Below are 17106 nucleotides of genomic sequence, written 5' to 3'. Positions count from 1 at the left end.
AGCGCTCGTGAAGAACGCATGACCGCGGACACGACCGACCCGCTCGCCAACATTGACAGTGATGACGCACACGGGTTCGCGTCCTACACGAGAAATGGACCAGTCAGTGACCACCAATCGCACCCTCGTCATTGTCGCCCACCCGAACCTCGCGGAATCCCGTGGCAACGCCACCTGGCTCGCCGGGATCAAGGACCTGGACAACGTCACCGTCCACGACCTCTACGAGACCTACCCCGATTTCAAGATCGATGCCGCACGCGAGCAGGAGCTGCTGCGCGAGCACGACACCATCGTCCTCCAGTTCCCGGTCTACTGGTACAGCGTAACCCCGCTGCTCAAGGCCTGGTTCGACGCGGTGCTGGTGCACGGTTTCGCCTTCACCTTCGACGGTTCCGCCTCCGCGCTGCAGGGCAAGAAGGCTTGGCTGGCCGTCACGGTCGGCAGCACCCTGGAGACCTACGCCGCGGACGGCCTCGCTCGGCGGACCCTCGAGGAGTACCTCGCCCCGGTCATTCAGACGCTGGAGTTCTGCCAGCTCGACTATCAGGGTTTCCACTCCGTCTACGGCATGATCTTCGACCCGCTGGACGAGGATCTCGTCCTGAACGCCAAGGAATACCGCAGGCTTCTCGCGGCCAGTGAGACGCCGGTCGGCTGACCTCGATTATTCGTGAATTCTTAGAGTTTCACGATTAATCACGGTGTTTATTCTGGGGCCGAGCCCCAGGCCGCGCGTTCCCGCATGTCACCGCCGCTTCCTTCGCCGAACTCGACGAGAGTTCAGCGAAGGAAGCCCCCGCGACGATCCTCAAGTGGCACCGGGACCTGGTGGTGTCCGCCGCCCGGGCCGGATTCAGATCACAGTGAGGGGAGAACAGGATGTCCGCCGTGGCCGTGCTGCTCGCGATGCGTGAGCAGGTGTTGGCGGGGCCGAGTGCGGCGGCGACGGAGGCGCAGCACGCGAAGGGGAAACTGACCGCGCGTGAGCGGATCGGGCTGCTGCTGGACGAGGGTTCGTTCAACGAGGTCGAGCCGCTGCGCCGGCACCGTGCCACCGGTTTCGGCCTGGAGGCGAAGAAACCCTACACCGACGGCGTGATCACCGGCTGGGGTACCGTCCACGGCCGCACGGTGTTCGTGTACGCGCATGACTTCCGGATCTTCGGCGGCGCGCTGGGCGAGGCCCACGCCCAGAAGATCCACAAGATCATGGACATGGCCATCGCGGCCGGTGCTCCGCTGGTGTCGTTGAACGACGGCGCGGGCGCCCGTATCCAGGAGGGCGTCACCGCGCTGGCCGGTTACGGCGGCATCTTCCAGCGCAACACCCGCGCCTCGGGTGTGATCCCGCAGATTTCCGTGATGCTCGGCCCGTGCGCGGGCGGCGCCGCCTATTCGCCGGCGCTGACCGACTTCGTGTTCATGGTCCGCGAGACCTCGCAGATGTTCATCACCGGCCCGGACGTGGTCAAGGCCGTCACCGGCGAGCAGATCTCCCAGAACGGTCTGGGCGGCGCGGACGTGCACGCCGAGGTCTCCGGTGTGGCGCACTTCGCCTGCGACGACGAGCGGACCTGCCTGGAGGAGGTCCGGTTCCTGTTGTCGATGCTGCCGCAGAACAACCGCGAGACCCCGCCGGTGGAGATGACCGAGGACCCGGCCGACCGCCGCTGCGAGGCGCTGCTGGACCTGGTCCCGGCCGACGGCAACCGCCCCTACGACATGCGCAAGGTGATCGAGGAGCTGGCCGACGAGGGCCAGTTCATGGAGATCCACGAGCGCTGGGCCACCAACGTCATCTGCGCGCTCACCCGCATGGACGGGCAGGTCGTCGGCATCGTCGCCAACCAGCCGCAGTCGCTGGCCGGTGTGCTGAACATCCACGCCTCGGAGAAGGCCGCGCGGTTCGTGCAGCTGTGCGACGCCTTCAACATCCCGCTGGTCACCCTGCTGGACGTGCCCGGCTTCCTGCCGGGCGTGGACCAGGAGCACGGCGGCATCATCCGCCATGGCGCCAAGCTGCTGTACGCGTACTGCAACGCCACCGTGCCGCGGATCTCGCTGGTGCTGCGCAAGGCGTACGGCGGCGCGTACATCGTCATGGACTCGCGCTCGGTCGGCGCGGACCTCGCGTTCGCCTGGCCGACCAACGAGATCGCGGTGATGGGCGCCGAGGGCGCCGCCGACGTCATCTTCCGCCGCGAGATCGCCGCCGCGGACGATCCGGAGGCCAAGCGCGTGGAGATGGTGCAGCAGTACAAGGACGAGCTGATGCACCCCTACTACGCCGCCGAGCGCGGCCTGGTCGATGACGTGATCGACCCCGCCGCCACCCGCGAGGTGCTCATCCGCTCCCTGCAGATGCTCCGCACCAAGCACGCGGACCTGCCCGCCCGCAAGCACGGCAACCCACCCCAGTGAGCGCACCGAAGGGGCAGCAGATGGACCAGGGGGACCTCCGCATCATCCAAGGCGATCCCACTCCCGAGGAACTCGCCGCGCTGATCGCGGTTCTGGCGGCCCGCACCGCCGCGCAGCGCGCCGCCACTCCGCGGTTCGCCCATGGCAACCGCCGCCCGCAGGCCCGCTGGCGCCGCCTCGAGCGCGCGGCCGGCTACCGCAGCCCCGTCTCCTGGCGCTGATGCCGCCCGCCTCGGTTCGACGTGGTGCAACCGAACGGCGTCAGCACCATGTTGTAGGCAAAGGCCACGGCGACAGTCAGGAAGCCGATCGCCCCGAGCATCGTCACCGTGTACAGGGCGCGCCCGGTGCGACTTTTCAGGGACTCTCCGCTGCGTGAGCAGGGAAGGCCCCGACAGCGCCGAAAGAAACGAACGCGCTGTTCAGGGCCCGTTTCCCTAGCACTCGATGATGTTCACCGCGAGCCCGCCACGCGCGGTCTCCTTGTACTTGACGCTCATGTCGGCGCCGGTCTCCTTCATGGTCTTGATGACCTTGTCGAGGGAGACCATGTGGGAGCCGTCGCCGCGCATGGCCATCCGGGCCGCCGTCACGGCCTTCACCGCGGCCATGCCGTTGCGCTCGATGCAGGGGATCTGGACCAGGCCGCCGACCGGGTCGCAGGTCAGGCCGAGGTTGTGCTCCATGCCGATCTCGGCGGCGTTCTCGACCTGCTCGGGGCTGCCGCCGAGCACCTCGGCGAGCGCGCCGGCCGCCATCGAGCAGGCCGAGCCGACCTCGCCCTGGCAGCCGACCTCGGCGCCCGAGATGGAGGCGTTCTCCTTGAAGAGCATGCCGATGGCTCCGGCGGCGAGCAGGAACCGTACGACACCTTCCTCGTCGGCGCCCGGCACGAAGTTGATGTAGTAGTGCAGCACCGCCGGGATGATGCCCGCCGCGCCGTTGGTGGGGGCGGTGACCACGCGGCCGCCCGCCGCGTTCTCCTCGTTGACCGCCATCGCGTAGAGGGTGATCCACTCCATGGCGTGGGCCAGCGGATCGCCCTCGGCGCGCAGCTGGCGGGCCGAGTGGGCGGCGCGGCGGCGGACCCTGAGGCCGCCCGGCAGGATGCCCTCGCGGGCCATGCCGCGCGAGACGCACGCCTGCATCACGCGCCAGATGCCGAGGAGCCCCTCGCGGATCTCCTCCTCGGTGCGCCAGGCCCGCTCGTTCTCCAGCATCAGGGCGGAGATCGACAGGCCGGTCTCCTTCGTGAGCCGCAGCAGCTCGTCGCCCGTGCGGAACGGGTACTTCAGGATCGTGTCGTCGAGCTTGATGCGGTCCTCGCCGACCGCGTCCTCGTCGACCACGAAGCCGCCGCCGACCGAGTAGTACGTCTTCTCCATGACGAGCTCGCCCGAGGCGTCGTACGCGAAGATCGTCATGCCGTTCGCGTGGTACGGCAGGGCCTTGCGGCGGTGCAGGACCAGGTCGTCGTCGAAGGAGAAGTCGATCTCGTGCTCGCCGAGCAGGTTGAGCCGGCCCGAGGCCTTGATCTGCTCGACCCGCTCGTCGGCGCCCTCCACGTCCACCGTCCGGGGCGAGGCGCCCTCCAGGCCGAGCAGCACCGCCTTGGGGGTGCCGTGACCGTGGCCGGTCGCGCCCAGCGAGCCGTACAGCTCGGCGCGTATCGCCGTTACGGGGGCGAGCAGCTCTTCGTTGCGCAGCCGCCGCGCGAACATCCGCGCCGCGCGCATCGGGCCCACCGTGTGGGAGCTGGACGGGCCGATGCCGATCGAGAACAGGTCGAAGACCGAGATGGCCACGGGAACTCCTTGGTGGTTTCGCCGGACGCCGTTGTCCGGCGGAGGTGGTGCGGGACCGCATGGAACGGGGCACCGCGCTCTTCCAGTGTGCGCGGTGCCCCGGATGCCCGTACGAAAGGAACCGTACGGGTGAATACAACGTATGACGGAAAGCCTACGAAACTACTTCAGCCCGGGGTACAACGGGTGCTTGTCGGCCAGAGCGGACACGCGGACCTTCAGGCCCTCCACGTCGTAGGACGGCTTCAGCGCCTCGGCGATGATGTCCGCGACCTCGGTGAAGTCCTCGGCCGTGAAACCGCGGGTGGCGAGGGCGGGCGTGCCGATGCGCAGGCCGGAGGTGACCATCGGCGGGCGGGGGTCGTTCGGGATGGCGTTGCGGTTGACCGTGATGCCGACCTCGTGGAGGCGGTCCTCGGCCTGCTGCCCGTCCAGCTCGGAGTTGCGCAGGTCGACCAGGACCAGGTGCACGTCCGTGCCCCCGGACAGGACGTCCACGCCCACGGCCTTCACGTCGTCCTGGACCAGGCGCTCGGCCAGGATGCGCGCGCCGTCCAGCGTGCGCTGCTGGCGCTCCTTGAAGTCGTCGGTGGCGGCGACCTTGAAGGAGACGGCCTTGGCGGCGATCACGTGCTCCAGCGGACCGCCCTGCTGACCGGGGAAGACCGCGGAGTTGATCTTCTTGGCCAGCTCGGCCGTCGAGAGGATCACGCCACCGCGGGGGCCGCCGAGGGTCTTGTGGGTGGTCGTCGTGACGACGTGGGCGTGCGGCACCGGGTTCGGGTGCAGCCCGGCGGCCACCAGGCCGGCGAAGTGCGCCATGTCGACCATGAGGTACGCGCCGACCTCGTCGGCGATGCGGCGGAACTCGGCGAAGTCCAGCTGCCGCGGGTAGGCCGACCAGCCGGCCACGATCAGCTTCGGGCGGGACTCCTTGGCGAGGCGCTCGACCTCGGCCATGTCGACCTGACCGGTCTCGTCGCTCACGTGGTACGCGACCACGTTGTAGAGCTTGCCCGAGAAGTTGATCTTCATGCCGTGGGTGAGGTGCCCGCCGTGCGCGAGGTTCAGACCCATGATCGTGTCGCCCGGCTTGAGCAGCGCGAACATCGCCGCCGCGTTGGCCTGGGCGCCCGAGTGCGGCTGCACGTTGGCGTGCTCGGCGCCGAACAGCGCCTTGACGCGGTCGATGGCGATCTGCTCGACCACGTCGACGTGCTCGCAGCCGCCGTAGTAGCGGCGGCCCGGGTAGCCCTCGGCGTACTTGTTGGTCAGGACCGAGCCCTGGGCCTCCATGACCGCGACCGGAGCGAAGTTCTCCGAGGCGATCATCTCCAGGGTGGACTGCTGACGGTGCAGCTCGGCGTCGACGGCGGCCGCGACGTCCGGGTCCAGCTCGTGAAGGGGGGTGTTCAGAAGCGACATGCGGTGACTCCTCAGCCGGCGGTGAAGGCGGTGTACTCGTCGGCGGACATCAGGTCCTCGGGCTCGTCCGCGACGCGCACCTTGAACAGCCAGCCGCCCTCGAAGGGCGCGGAGTTCACCAGCGACGGGTCGTCCACCACGTCCTGGTTGGCCTCGACGACCTCGCCGTCGACCGGGGAGTACAGGTCGCTGACCGACTTGGTCGACTCCAGCTCACCGCAGGACTCGCCCGCGGTCACCGTGTCACCGACCTCCGGGAGCTGGGCGTAGACGACATCGCCGAGCGCGTTGGCCGCGAACTCGGTGATGCCGACCGTCGCGACGCCGTCCTCGGCGACGGACAGCCACTCGTGCTCCTTGCTGTAGCGCAGCTGCTGGGGGTTGCTCATGGCCTGAATTCTCCTGTACGCGGTGGAGTGCTGATGGAGGGAAGCGTGGGTGACACGGGCGGATGTGCCCAGGGTCACGTCCGACGCCCGACGGGGCGCCCGTCAGGGCCGGCGCCCGACGGGCATACGTGTCATGTCCGGCCCTGCGGACCGGTGTCGTTCCGGCCCGTGCGGACCAGTGTCATTTCTGGCGCCTGTAGAACGGCAGCGCCACGACCTCGTACGGTTCGTGGCTGCCCCGGATGTCCACACCGACACCGGCGGTGCCCGGCGCGGCGTGCGCGGCGTCGACGTACGCCATGGCGATCGGCTTGCCCAGCGTGGGGGAGGGGGCGCCGGAGGTGATCTCGCCGATCACCTGGCCGCCGGCGACGACCGAGTACCCGGCACGCGGCACGCGACGCCCCTCGGCGATCAGGCCGACGAGGACCCGCGGCGGGTTCTGCTCGGCACGGGAGGCGGCCTCCGACAGCGCCGCGCGCCCCACGAAGTCGCCCTCCTTCTCGAACTTCACGACCCGGCCGAGACCGGCGTCGAAGGGGGTCAGCGAGGTGGTCAGCTCGTGCCCGTACAGCGGCATGCCGGCCTCCAGGCGCAGCGTGTCGCGGCAGGACAGACCGCAGGGGACCAGCCCGGCCGGGGTGCCCGCGTCGGTCAGCGCCTGCCACACCTTCTCGGCGTCGGCGGGGGCGACGAACAGCTCGAAGCCGTCCTCGCCGGTGTAGCCGGTGCGGGCGATCAGGGCCGGGACGCCGGCCACCGTGCCCGGCAGGCCGGCGTAGTACTTCAGGCCGTCCAGGTCCGCGTCCGTGACCGACTTGAGGATGCCGGAGGACTCGGGCCCCTGAACGGCGATCAGCGCGTACGCGTCACGGTCGTCGCGCACCACGGCGTCGAAACCGGCGGCGCGCTCGGTCAGCGCGTCCAGCACCACCTGGGCGTTGGAGGCGTTCGCGACGACCATGTAGTCGTGCTCGGCGAGCCGGTAGACGATCAGGTCGTCCAGGATGCCGCCGTCCTCCTGGCAGATCATGGTGTAGCGGGCGCGGCCCACGCCGACGGTGGCGATGTTGCCGACCAGCGCGTGGTTCAGGAGAGCCGCGGCCTCGGGGCCGGTGACGGTGATCTCGCCCATGTGGGAGAGGTCGAAGAGGCCGGCCTTCGTGCGGACGGCGAGGTGCTCGTCGCGCTCCGAGCCGTAGCGCAGGGGCATGTCCCAGCCTGCGAAGTCGGTCATCGTCGCGCCGAGCGAGCGATGCAGGGCATCGAGCGCGGTGTGACGGGGTGCGGTGCTGCTCATCGGTCTGGCTCCCAAGGCATGACGGCGAGGTCGTTCCTCCCCATCTGTCATCGGAACCTGAGAGGTTCATCACGACCCCACGAAATGGTGGTCCTGATTTGCACCTTGGGTGGAGCCACCGGAGAGCGGCCCGCTTTTCAGATGTGCCTCGCCCGCGCGGTAACGGGGCCTGAGAGATTCAAGGGAGGGACTTGCTCCTTCGGCGCCCGGGTACACGTACCCAGGACTCTCCCGCGCGGATTCAAGCGGCCGGTATGCAGTTGGCGCGGCCATCATTGCACGCGCTGTCCGATCCCGGCAGCCCGCACCTGGAGCCGTCCCGTCGGGGCGGTCCGCATCTGTGACCGGCCTGTGGCAGTCCGCGCATGAAAAGGGGAAGCGCCGGGCATTACCTTCTCTTTACAGTCGACGGGGATGGGACTCCACGTCCAAGGGGAGGACGGTCACGGTGAACAGGACCACGGCGTACGCGACGACCTCGGGTCTCGCACTGCCCGAGCAGCCCGGCGCAGCGGCCCGGAAGGCGCGCGGCCCGCTTCCGGCGGCCGTCGTCCGGGATCTTCGCGACCGGGTGGGGCACAGCCCGCACGGTCTGCGCTTCGGGGCGCGCGACGTCGTCGTGGTCACCGGACTGCCCGGCAGCGGCAAGTCGACGCTGATGCGGCGGGCCGTGCGGGGCACGCGCGTCGACTCGCAGGACACCCGCGACCGCTGGGACGGCCGGACGGCCCGCCTGCTGCCGTACGTGGTCTACCGCCCCCTGGTCCGCCTCGCGCACTACGCCGGCCTGCGCCGCGCGCTGCGCGAGGGCGGCGGACTAGTCGTGCACGACTGCGGTACGCAGGCCTGGGTGCGCCGCTGGCTCGCCCGCGAGGCGCGGCGCCGGGGCGGCGCGCTGCACCTGCTGCTGCTCGACGTCACGCCGGGCACCGCGCTGGACGGCCAGCGCGAGCGCGGCCGGGGCGTCTCGCGCTACGCCTTCGCCCGCCATCGCGGCGCGGTCGCCCGGCTGCTGCGCGCCGCCGAGAAGGGAGACCTGCCCGAGGGGTGCGGTTCGGCGGTGCTCATCGACCGGGACGCGGCGGATGTGCTGCGCAGGATCGACTTCGGCCACTGAGCGGTCGCGGTGGCCCACTAACCTTTCCAGCTGGAACAGCGGTTCGAAGCGGGCGGTAGACAGATGGACTTTCCGGCACAGGCGCACCCCCATCCGCACGGCGGTTGGCCCGGCAACGAGTTGGAGGAGGTGTTGTCCTCCTCCCTCGGCGTGCCGGCGGGGCCCTCGGCCGGCGCTCGCATCGTCGAGGTGCTCGGCCGCAGCTTCGTGTGGGTGCCGCTGCCCAACGGCGGCGGCCCGCAGAGCGGTCCGCTCGATCTGCCCACGATGGACCTCGGGGGCCAGGTGTACGTCCCCGTCTTCAGCTCCGAGGAGCAGTTCCGCCAGGTCACCGGCGGCCACATGCCCTACACGATCGCGCCCGCGGTGGAGTTCGCCCGCGGACTTCCGCCGCAGGTCGGCATCGCGGTCAACCCGGACGGCGTGGTCGGCGTACCGCTGCCGCCGATGGCCGTCGCCGAGCTGTGCCGGGCCGGGCGGACCCCGCTGGACGGGTCGGCCAGCGGGGGCCGGGTGCGGCTCTTCGAGCCCGACTGGCAGGAGGACCCGATCGACTTCCTCGCCGCGGCCTCGGCCGAGTTCGCCGGGACCGGCGTCGTCCTGAGCGCCCGCCGCTGCCTGGCCAGCATCGAGGGCGACGATCCGGTCATGTTCATCGGCGTCGAGCTCTCGCTGTGGGAGGGCGAGGCCCGCACCCTGCCCCTCGACGCCCTGGGCCGTGCCCTCGGCCGCGTCCCGATGAACATTCCGGTGAACCTGGTTCTCCTCGATGTGACGCAGGACCCGGTCGGCGACTGGATGCGGGCCCAGGTGCGCCCCTTCTACCAGCACGGTCACTGAACGCGGCCCGTCCCGAGGGCGCCCGGGAAACCGTGCGCCCGGTCCCGCGGGGCCCTTGGCTCCCTCGCGCGGCGGGCTCCGGCTCTCGACTGCTTCCCCCGGCGGAGCGCGATCGCCGCATAAGCTGGTTTCATGGCCTGGTCGAGGTGTTGACGCACGTTCGTATCCGGTGCCTCGGGCGTATAGGGATGAGTTCGTCGTGAATTGTTCGCGAAGGGGCGGTTGAGGGTGAGCGCGTCGGGCACGGCCGCGGCCGGGCAGGTCGAGCACATGCTGCGCCAGGTGACACCCGGGCGTTACGACGCCTACGAGGCGCTCCTTCGCGCGCTCGCGACCCCGTCGTCCGGCCAGGTGTGGATGCTGCTCTGGCACGGCCAGGCCGGCTCTCCGGACGCCCAGTACGGGAACATGCAGGTGGAAGGCTTCGGGTACGCGCCCTGCGTCACCTCGGCCCAGGAACTCTCGGCCAGCGGCTGGAACCGCTCGTACGAGGTCGTGGACGGGCTGGACGTGGCCCGCACCCTGTACCCCGACCAGTTCGGCCTCTGGCTCAATCCGCACGCCCCCGGTGGCGGCCTCGGCATCCCCTGGCTGGATCTGCGCCGGATCGCCACGGGCCTGGAGCGGCAGCCCGCGGGCCCGCTCCGGCTCTCCGAACCCGGCATCGAAGTCCCGCAGTTCTACGCCCTGTTGACCCAGAACGCGCATCTGACCCCGGCCGTGCGCTCGCTGCGCCGCGCCTGGGTCCAGCCCGCCCTCGGGGCGCCGTATCTCGCCATCGGCCTCGACGTGTACGACACTTCACCGCCCGCGGTGGACTCGGTGCGGGCGATGATGCAGCAGTCCATCGGCGCGGTCCCGGACGGGCTGCCCGTCTCCACCGTCGCGATGTCGGACGAGTTCGACCCGGTGGCCATGTGGCTGCGCGCGAATGCCCGGCCGTTCTACGACCGCGAGGCCCACGCGGCTCCCGCGCAGGCTCCGATGGCGGGCGGCTACGGCTATCCGCCGGCCCGCGGCGGCTACTGAGGGCGTCCCGAATCCCGGACCTGTCGGATGCCAGTGCGAGTTCGGCTGGCATCATGACCCTGCACACGGCCTTCTTGTGTCGTGCGTCGCATGCTGCTGACCTGCGGGGAAGCGGATGTATGTGCCGGTTGTCCCGTTTTGGTACAACCTCTGACTGTAAAGACCTCTATGGGCCATTTCGTGTCAATTGGCAGTCGTCCGACTCCCGTTACCCACTGTTCGGATAACGGAATCCCTCAACAAGCATCACGGTTGCGCATACTTTCTCCATGAGGCCTGGCACCTGATCGTGGCGGCACTGAAGACTCCCCCATCAGACACGGGTCTTCGATCCCGTGAGCGAGTGCAAGTCGAATCATCAGCCGGGTCATCGGGCCGCACCATCTGCGGTCGACCTCCCGGCGAGCAAGTGAACCAAGCCGCAGACAGCGGCAGGCGTAGGCCGGTCACCACCGGCGAGAGGGGTCGGGTCACTGTGACCGCACCGATCGAGACCACCGCGGCGGCAACGGAAGCGCAGCCAGAGGCTGTGCTTGCCGGGGTCGGCAAGGGGCAGATCGAGGGCCGTTCCCTGGGACAGATCGCCTGGACGCGCTTCAAGCGCGACAAGGTGGCGGTCGCCGGCGGTGTCATCGTCGTACTGCTCATCCTGATGGCGATCCTCGCCCGGCCCATCCAGTCGATGCTGGGCCTGGACCCGAACGCCTTCCACCAGGACCTGATCGACCCCAACACCTCGCTCCCCAAGGGCGGTTCGGGTGGCATGAGCGCGGACCACCCGCTCGGTGTCGACCCGAAGTTCGGGCGCGACCTCGCCACCCGTGTCCTGGAGGGCTCCTGGGTGTCGCTGGTCGTCGCCTTCGGCGCCACCATCCTGTCGAACGTGATCGGCGCGATCCTGGGCGTCGTCGCGGGCTTCTACGGCGGGCGGGTCGACTCGATCATCAGCCGCTTGATGGACACCTTCCTCGCCTTCCCCCTCCTGCTCTTCGCGATCGCCATCTCCGCCACCCTGCAGGGCGGCGCCTTCGGCCTCGAAGGGCTCCCGCTCCACCTGAGCGTCCTGATCTTCGTGATCGGCTTCTTCAACTGGCCCTACCTGGGCCGGATCGTCCGAGGCCAGACGCTCGCCCTGCGTGAGCGGGAATTCGTGGACGCCTCCCGCGGTATGGGCGCCAGGGGCCCGTACATCGTCTTCCGGGAGCTGCTGCCCAACCTGGTCGGCCCGATCATCGTCTACTCGACGCTGCTCATCCCGACCAACATCCTCTTCGAGGCGTCCCTGAGCTTCCTCGGGGTCGGCATCCAGCCCCCGCAGGCTTCGTGGGGCGGCATGCTCAGGGAAGCGGTCACCTACTACCAGGTCGACCCGCAGTTCATGATCGTGCCCGGCCTCGCCATCTTCGTGACCGTCCTCGCGTTCAACCTGCTCGGCGACGGTCTCCGCGACGCTCTCGACCCGCGCAGTCGCTGATGCCTGACGCACGCCGAGAGACCATCAAGTTTCCGACAATGGAGGGGAACCCGCCCATCATGCGAAGGTCAGCGCTGGCCGCTATAGCGGCCATCGGCTCCGCGAGTCTGCTCGTTGCAGGCTGCAGCAAGGCCGATGACAACAAGAACGACGACACCACCAAATCAGCTGGGGCCAACGCAGCGACCAAGGACGTCGTCAACGCCTCCACGAAGAAGGGGGGCACGGTTACGTACGAGTACTCCGATGTCCCGGACTCCTTCGACCCGGGCAACACGTACTACGCGTACATGTACAACCTCAGCCGGCTGTACGCCCGCCCGCTGATGACGTTCCAGCCCGGCGCCGGCGAGAAGGGCAACACCCTTGTCCCGGACCTCGCGGCCAGCGCTGGTGTCCCGAGCGACGGCGGCAAGACCTGGACGTACAAGCTGCGTACCGGCCTGAAGTACCAGGACGGCACGCCGATCACGTCCAAGGACGTCAAGTACGCGGTGGAGCGCTCGAACTTCGCGCGTGACGTACTCTCTCTCGGCCCGAACTACTTCCAGCAGTTCCTCGTGGGCGGCGACAAGTACAAGGGTCCCTACAAGGACAAGAGCGGCAAGGGCCTCGACTCGATCGCGACCCCTGACGACACGACCGTCGTCTTCCACCTGAAGACCGCGTTCCAGGAGTTCGACTACCTGGTCGCCTCGCCGCAGACGGCTCCGGTCCCGCAGGCCAAGGACAACGGCGTCGACTACGTCAAGAACATCGTGTCCTCGGGCTCGTACAAGTTCCAGAGCTACTCCGACGGCAAGCAGGCCGTCCTCGTGCGCAACGAGAACTGGGACGCGAAGACGGACCCGCTGCGCAAGCAGTACCCGGACAAGATCGTTGTCAACCTGAAGGTCAACGCCGAGACGATCGACAAGGACGTCCTCGCGGGCGACGCGATCGACCTCGGTGGTGCCGGTGTCCAGGCCGCGACCCAGGCGCAGCTGCTCACCTCCGCCGACAAGAAGGCCAACACCGACAACACCTACGGTGGCCGTCTCGTCTACATGGCGATCAACACCAAGGTGAAGCCGTTCGACAACGTCGCGTGCCGCAAGGCCGTGCAGTTCGCGATCGACAAGGTCTCGGTGCAGACCGCCGAGGGCGGCCCGATCCGTGGCGACATCGCCTCCACGGTTCTCCCGCCGGACATCCCGGGCTACGCCAAGTCGGACGTCTACGCGTCCGCCGGCAACACGGGTGACGCGGCCAAGGCCAAGGACCAGCTCAAGGCCTGTGGCAAGTCGACGATCAGCACCAACATCTCGGCGCGCAGCGACCGCCCGCAGGAGATCGACGCGGCCACCGCGATCATCGCCTCGCTGAAGAAGGCCGGCATCAACGCCACCCTGAAGCAGTACCCGTCGGGCAAGTACTTCACCGACTACGCGGGTGTCCCGAAGTTCACCGAGAAGCAGAACATCGGCCTGATCATGATGCAGTGGGGTGCCGACTGGCCCTCCGGCTACGGCTTCCTGCAGCAGATCCTGAACGGCAGCGCGATCGGCGCCTCGGGTAACACCAACCTGTCGCAGTACGACAACAAGGACGTCAACGCCCTCCTCGAGAAGGCGATCGGTACGCAGGACAACGCCGCGCGCAACAGCCTGTACACCGAGATCGACAAGAAGACCATGGACGACGCCGTCCTCGTGCCGCTGACCTACTTCAAGGTTCTGCTGGCCCGACCGCAGTACGCGACCAACCTGGTCTCCACGGCGGCCTTCAGCGGTCAGTACGACTACCTCAACATCGGCACCACGAAGAAGTAGCAGCCCCGGAAGGCAGGTGAAGGCATTGGTGCCCGCGGGCTTAGCGGCCCGCGGGCACCAGCGCCGATCCCCGTGATCTCGTACATCCTCCGTCGGACGGCAGCGGCAGTGATCCTGCTCCTGGTCGTCTCCGCGGTCACCTTCGCCATCTTCTTCCTGCTGCCCAGACTGGTCGGCCAGACCGCCGACCAGCTCGCGCAGCAGTACATCGGGAAGAGCCCGACGAAGGCCGACATCCTCGCGGTCAAGCACAACCTCGGTCTGGACCAGCCCGTCTACGTCCAGTACTGGCACTTCATCAAGGGGATCGTCAGCGGCGCGACCTATGACCTGGGTCCCACCACGGCGCACTGCGACGCACCGTGCTTCGGGTACTCCTTCAAGACCCACCAGGCCGTCTGGCCGGAGCTCACCTCCCGCCTTCCGGTGACCCTTTCGCTCGCCGCGGGTGCCGCGGTGCTGTGGCTGGTGTCCGGTGTGGCCGTCGGCGTGATCTCCGCGCTCAAGCCGCGCTCGTTCTTCGACCGCACCTTCATGGGCGTCGCGCTCGCCGGTGTCTCGCTGCCCATGTTCTTCACGGGCAACCTGGCGCTGCTGCTCTTCACCTACAAGTGGCCGATCTTCGGCCGCACTTACGTCCCGTTCACCGAGAACCCCATCCAGTGGGCCAACACCCTCTTCCCCGCCTGGTGTTCTCTCGCGCTCCTGTACTCCGCCATCTACGCGCGGCTCACCCGCTCGGGCATGCTGGAGACGATGAACGAGGACTTCATCCGCACGGCCCGTGCCAAGGGCCTGCGCGAGAGCAAGGTCGTGGTCCGGCACGGACTGCGCGCCGCGCTCACCCCGATCATCACCGTCTTCGGCATGGACCTCGGTCTGCTGCTCGGCGGTGCCGTGATCACCGAGAGCGTGTTCTCTCTGCACGGCATCGGCGCGTACGCGGTGGACGGCATCACCGACAACGACCTGCCGCAAATCCTCGGCGTGACTCTTCTCGCCGCGTTCTTCGTCGTCGTAGCAAATCTTCTGGTTGACATGTTGTACGCGGCCGCCGACCCGCGGGTGAGGCTCTCATGACCGAACTGTCCAAGACCGGCGCCGCGGTCGGCGAGCCCGTCTCCTCGCCCTCGAACGCTCCGACCTCCTTCCTCGAAGTGCGCGACCTCAAGGTGCACTTCCCGACCGACGACGGTCTGGTCAAGTCCGTCGACGGGCTCTCCTTCTCGGTGGAGAAGGGCAAGACCCTCTGCATCGTGGGTGAGTCGGGCTCCGGCAAGTCCGTCACCTCGCTGGCGGTCATGGGCCTGCACCGGCTCGGCGCGCGCGGCAAGAACGTCCAGATGTCGGGCGAGATCTGGCTGGACGGCAAGGAACTGGTGAACGCCGACCCGGACGAGGTGCGCAAGCTCCGCGGCCGCGAGATGGCGATGATCTTCCAGGACCCGCTGTCGGCGATGCATCCGTACTACACGATCGGCAACCAGATCGTGGAGGCGTACCGCACGCACCACAAAATCGACAAGAAGACCGCCCGCAAGCGGGCCATCGAGATGCTCGACCGTGTCGGCATTCCCGAGCCGGCCAAGCGCGCCGACAGCTACCCGCACGAGTTCTCGGGCGGTATGCGGCAGCGCGCGATGATCGCCATGGCGCTCGTCAACAACCCCGAGCTGCTCATCGCGGACGAGCCGACGACCGCCCTGGACGTCACCGTCCAGGCGCAGATCCTCGACCTCATCCGCGACCTGCAGAAGGAGTTCGGCTCCGCGGTCGTCCTCATCACCCACGACCTGGGTGTGGTGGCCGAGATCGCCGACGAGGTACTGGTGATGTACGGCGGCCGGTGCGTCGAGCGCGGCTCCGTCGAGCGGGTCTTCGAGCAGCCGCAGCATCCCTACACCTGGGGTCTGCTCGGCTCGATGCCGCGTATCGACCGTGAGACGTCCGACCGGCTCATCCCGGTCAAGGGCCAGCCGCCGAGCCTCATCAACGTCCCCTCGGGCTGCGCCTTCCACCCGCGCTGCCCGTACGCGGACCTGCCCAAGGGCGATGTCACCCGCACCGTGCGTCCCGAACTGCAGCTGATCGGCAGCGGCCACTACACCGCCTGCCACCTCTCGCAGGAGGACCGCACGCGGATCTGGACCGAAGAGATTGCGCCGAAGCTGTGAGTGAGACGAACAAGACGGACGGCGGGGGCGCGGTGATCCCGCAGCAGGCGGCGGCTCCCGAGCACCGCGCGAAGTCCTCGGAGAACCGCGAGGTCCTGCTCCGGGTCCAGGGGCTGCAGAAGCACTTCCCCATCAGGAAGGGCGTTCTCCAGCGTCAGGTCGGCGCGGTCAAGGCGGTCGACGGCATCGACTTCGAGGTCCGCAAGGGCGAGACGCTCGGCGTCGTCGGCGAGTCCGGCTGCGGCAAGTCGACCATGGGCCGGGTCATCACCCGTCTCCAGGACCCGACCGGTGGCAGCATCGAGTTCGAGGGCCAGGACATCACCCGGCTCAGCGCCTCGAAGATGCGACCGCTGCGCCGCGACATCCAGATGATCTTCCAGGACCCGTACGGGTCGCTGAACCCCCGTCACACCATCGGTTCGATCGTCTCGGCGCCGTTCCGGCTCCAGGGCGTGGAGCCCGAGGGCGGTGTGAAGAAGGAGGTCCAGCGGCTCCTGGAGCTGGTGGGTCTGAGCCCCGAGCACTACAACCGCTACCCGCACGAGTTCTCCGGCGGTCAGCGCCAGCGCATCGGCATCGCCCGCGCGCTCGCCCTGAAGCCGAAGCTGGTCGTGGCGGACGAGCCGGTCTCGGCGCTCGACGTGTCGATCCAGGCGCAGGTCGTGAACCTGATGGACGACCTGCAGTCCGAGCTCGGTCTCACGTACGTGATCATCGCCCACGACCTCTCGGTCGTGCGCCATGTCTCGGACCGCATCGCGGTGATGTACCTCGGCAAGATCGTCGAGCTCGCGGACCGCACCTCGCTGTACGAGGCGCCGATGCACCCGTACACCAAGGCCCTGATGTCGGCCGTGCCGGTGCCGGACCCCAAGCGCCGCGGCACCAAGAGCGAGCGCATCCTGCTCAAGGGAGACGTTCCCTCGCCGATCGCGCCGCCGAGCGGCTGCCGCTTCCACACCCGGTGCTGGAAGGCCACGCAGATCTGCAAGACCACCGAGCCGCCGCTCATCGAGCTGAAGCCCGGCCAGCAGGTCGCCTGCCACCACCCGGAGAACGCCGTGGACCAGGCGCCGCAGGACGTCGTCCTGCTGTCGGCCGCGCGCGAAGCGGTGCAGCTGGTCTCCGCCGCGGACTCCGCCGAGGTGTCGGACAAGGCTCCGGCCGAGGTCGCCGCCCCCGCCGAGGAGGCCGGCTCCGCGTCGGACTCCGGGGCCGCGGAAGCCGATCGTCAGGAGTCAACCGGCAAGTAGGCCGTGACGACTTGGCAAAGTCATGAACATGCTCGAACGGGAGAGTGCAGAGTCCTGCGTGT

The 17106-nt window shown here is 68.7% G+C and carries 15 protein-coding genes and 2 riboswitches; of the genes, 11 read left to right on the top strand and 4 right to left on the bottom strand.

Going from position 1 to position 17106, the window contains the following annotated elements; genetic code table 11:
* The first annotated feature begins 106 nt into the window (after positions 1-106).
* The 3 genes from ACZ4N5_RS33385 to ACZ4N5_RS33375 all read left to right on the top strand — a co-directional run bounded on the left by ACZ4N5_RS33385 (position 107) and on the right by ACZ4N5_RS33375 (position 2645).
* The gene (locus tag ACZ4N5_RS33385) at positions 107-661 is read left to right on the top strand and encodes an NAD(P)H-dependent oxidoreductase (protein ID WP_467760763.1); all 555 of its coding nucleotides are present in this window, start codon (positions 107-109) and stop codon (positions 659-661) included.
* 221 nt (positions 662-882) lie between these two features.
* Entirely contained in the window at positions 883-2424 is a 1542-nt protein-coding gene (locus tag ACZ4N5_RS33380; protein WP_467760762.1) for an acyl-CoA carboxylase subunit beta, read from the top strand.
* Positions 2425-2444: 20 nt separating this feature from the next.
* Complete coding sequence (locus ACZ4N5_RS33375) at positions 2445-2645, top strand: acyl-CoA carboxylase epsilon subunit (protein WP_467760761.1); 201 nt, start codon at positions 2445-2447, stop codon at positions 2643-2645.
* Positions 2646-2861: 216 nt separating this feature from the next.
* Here ACZ4N5_RS33375 and ACZ4N5_RS33370 read toward each other — a convergent pair whose 3' ends face one another.
* The 4 genes from ACZ4N5_RS33370 to gcvT form a co-directional block, all read right to left on the bottom strand.
* Positions 2862-4229 carry an L-serine ammonia-lyase gene (locus ACZ4N5_RS33370; protein WP_467760760.1) on the bottom strand — a complete coding sequence of 456 codons (1368 nt, stop codon included), beginning with the start codon at positions 4227-4229 and terminating at the stop codon, positions 2862-2864.
* A gap of 162 nt (positions 4230-4391) precedes the next feature.
* The gene (gene glyA / locus ACZ4N5_RS33365) at positions 4392-5654 is read right to left on the bottom strand and encodes a serine hydroxymethyltransferase (RefSeq protein ID WP_453280749.1); all 1263 of its coding nucleotides are present in this window, start codon (positions 5652-5654) and stop codon (positions 4392-4394) included.
* 11 nt (positions 5655-5665) lie between these two features.
* A complete protein-coding gene (gcvH, locus tag ACZ4N5_RS33360; protein WP_467760759.1) occupies positions 5666-6043 on the bottom strand; it encodes a glycine cleavage system protein GcvH in 378 nt (125 codons plus the stop codon).
* Positions 6044-6224: 181 nt separating this feature from the next.
* A complete protein-coding gene (gene gcvT / locus ACZ4N5_RS33355; protein WP_467760758.1) occupies positions 6225-7343 on the bottom strand; it encodes a glycine cleavage system aminomethyltransferase GcvT in 1119 nt (372 codons plus the stop codon).
* A gap of 34 nt (positions 7344-7377) precedes the next feature.
* Positions 7378-7490: riboswitch (glycine riboswitch) on the bottom strand.
* Positions 7491-7587: riboswitch (glycine riboswitch) on the bottom strand. It lies immediately after the preceding riboswitch.
* A gap of 204 nt (positions 7588-7791) precedes the next feature.
* Here gcvT and ACZ4N5_RS33350 point away from each other — a divergent pair.
* The 8 genes from ACZ4N5_RS33350 (at position 7792) to ACZ4N5_RS33315 (ending at position 17044) form a co-directional block, all read left to right on the top strand.
* Entirely contained in the window at positions 7792-8460 is a 669-nt protein-coding gene (locus ACZ4N5_RS33350; RefSeq protein WP_467760757.1) for an AAA family ATPase, read from the top strand.
* A 63-nt stretch (positions 8461-8523) separates the two neighbouring features.
* Positions 8524-9300: an enhanced serine sensitivity protein SseB gene (locus ACZ4N5_RS33345; RefSeq protein WP_467760756.1), complete on the top strand. Its 777-nt coding sequence runs from the start codon at positions 8524-8526 to the stop codon at positions 9298-9300.
* Between the two features lie 228 nt (positions 9301-9528).
* Positions 9529-10329 carry an enhanced serine sensitivity protein SseB C-terminal domain-containing protein gene (locus ACZ4N5_RS33340; RefSeq protein WP_467760755.1) on the top strand — a complete coding sequence of 267 codons (801 nt, stop codon included), beginning with the start codon at positions 9529-9531 and terminating at the stop codon, positions 10327-10329.
* A 475-nt stretch (positions 10330-10804) separates the two neighbouring features.
* Positions 10805-11803, top strand: a complete 999-nt coding sequence (locus ACZ4N5_RS33335) for an ABC transporter permease (RefSeq protein WP_467760754.1) — start codon at positions 10805-10807, stop codon at positions 11801-11803.
* Positions 11804-11862: 59 nt separating this feature from the next.
* Positions 11863-13614: an ABC transporter substrate-binding protein gene (locus ACZ4N5_RS33330; protein WP_467760753.1), complete on the top strand. Its 1752-nt coding sequence runs from the start codon at positions 11863-11865 to the stop codon at positions 13612-13614.
* Positions 13615-13686: 72 nt separating this feature from the next.
* A complete protein-coding gene (locus ACZ4N5_RS33325) occupies positions 13687-14694 on the top strand; it encodes an ABC transporter permease (RefSeq protein ID WP_467760752.1) in 1008 nt (335 codons plus the stop codon).
* Positions 14691-15788 carry an ABC transporter ATP-binding protein gene (locus ACZ4N5_RS33320; protein WP_467760751.1) on the top strand — a complete coding sequence of 366 codons (1098 nt, stop codon included), beginning with the start codon at positions 14691-14693 and terminating at the stop codon, positions 15786-15788. Before ACZ4N5_RS33325 ends, ACZ4N5_RS33320 begins: the two co-directional genes overlap by 4 nt.
* Complete coding sequence (locus tag ACZ4N5_RS33315; protein WP_467760750.1) at positions 15785-17044, top strand: ABC transporter ATP-binding protein; 1260 nt, start codon at positions 15785-15787, stop codon at positions 17042-17044. The genes ACZ4N5_RS33320 and ACZ4N5_RS33315 overlap by 4 nt, the downstream gene beginning before the upstream one ends.
* The last annotated feature ends 62 nt before the right edge of the window (positions 17045-17106 follow it).

The sequence above is a fragment of the Streptomyces sp. NPDC026500 genome (assembly GCF_055567635.1).
Note: the sequence above shows the minus strand (reverse complement) of the source record. Positions and strands in the feature narration are given on the sequence as shown.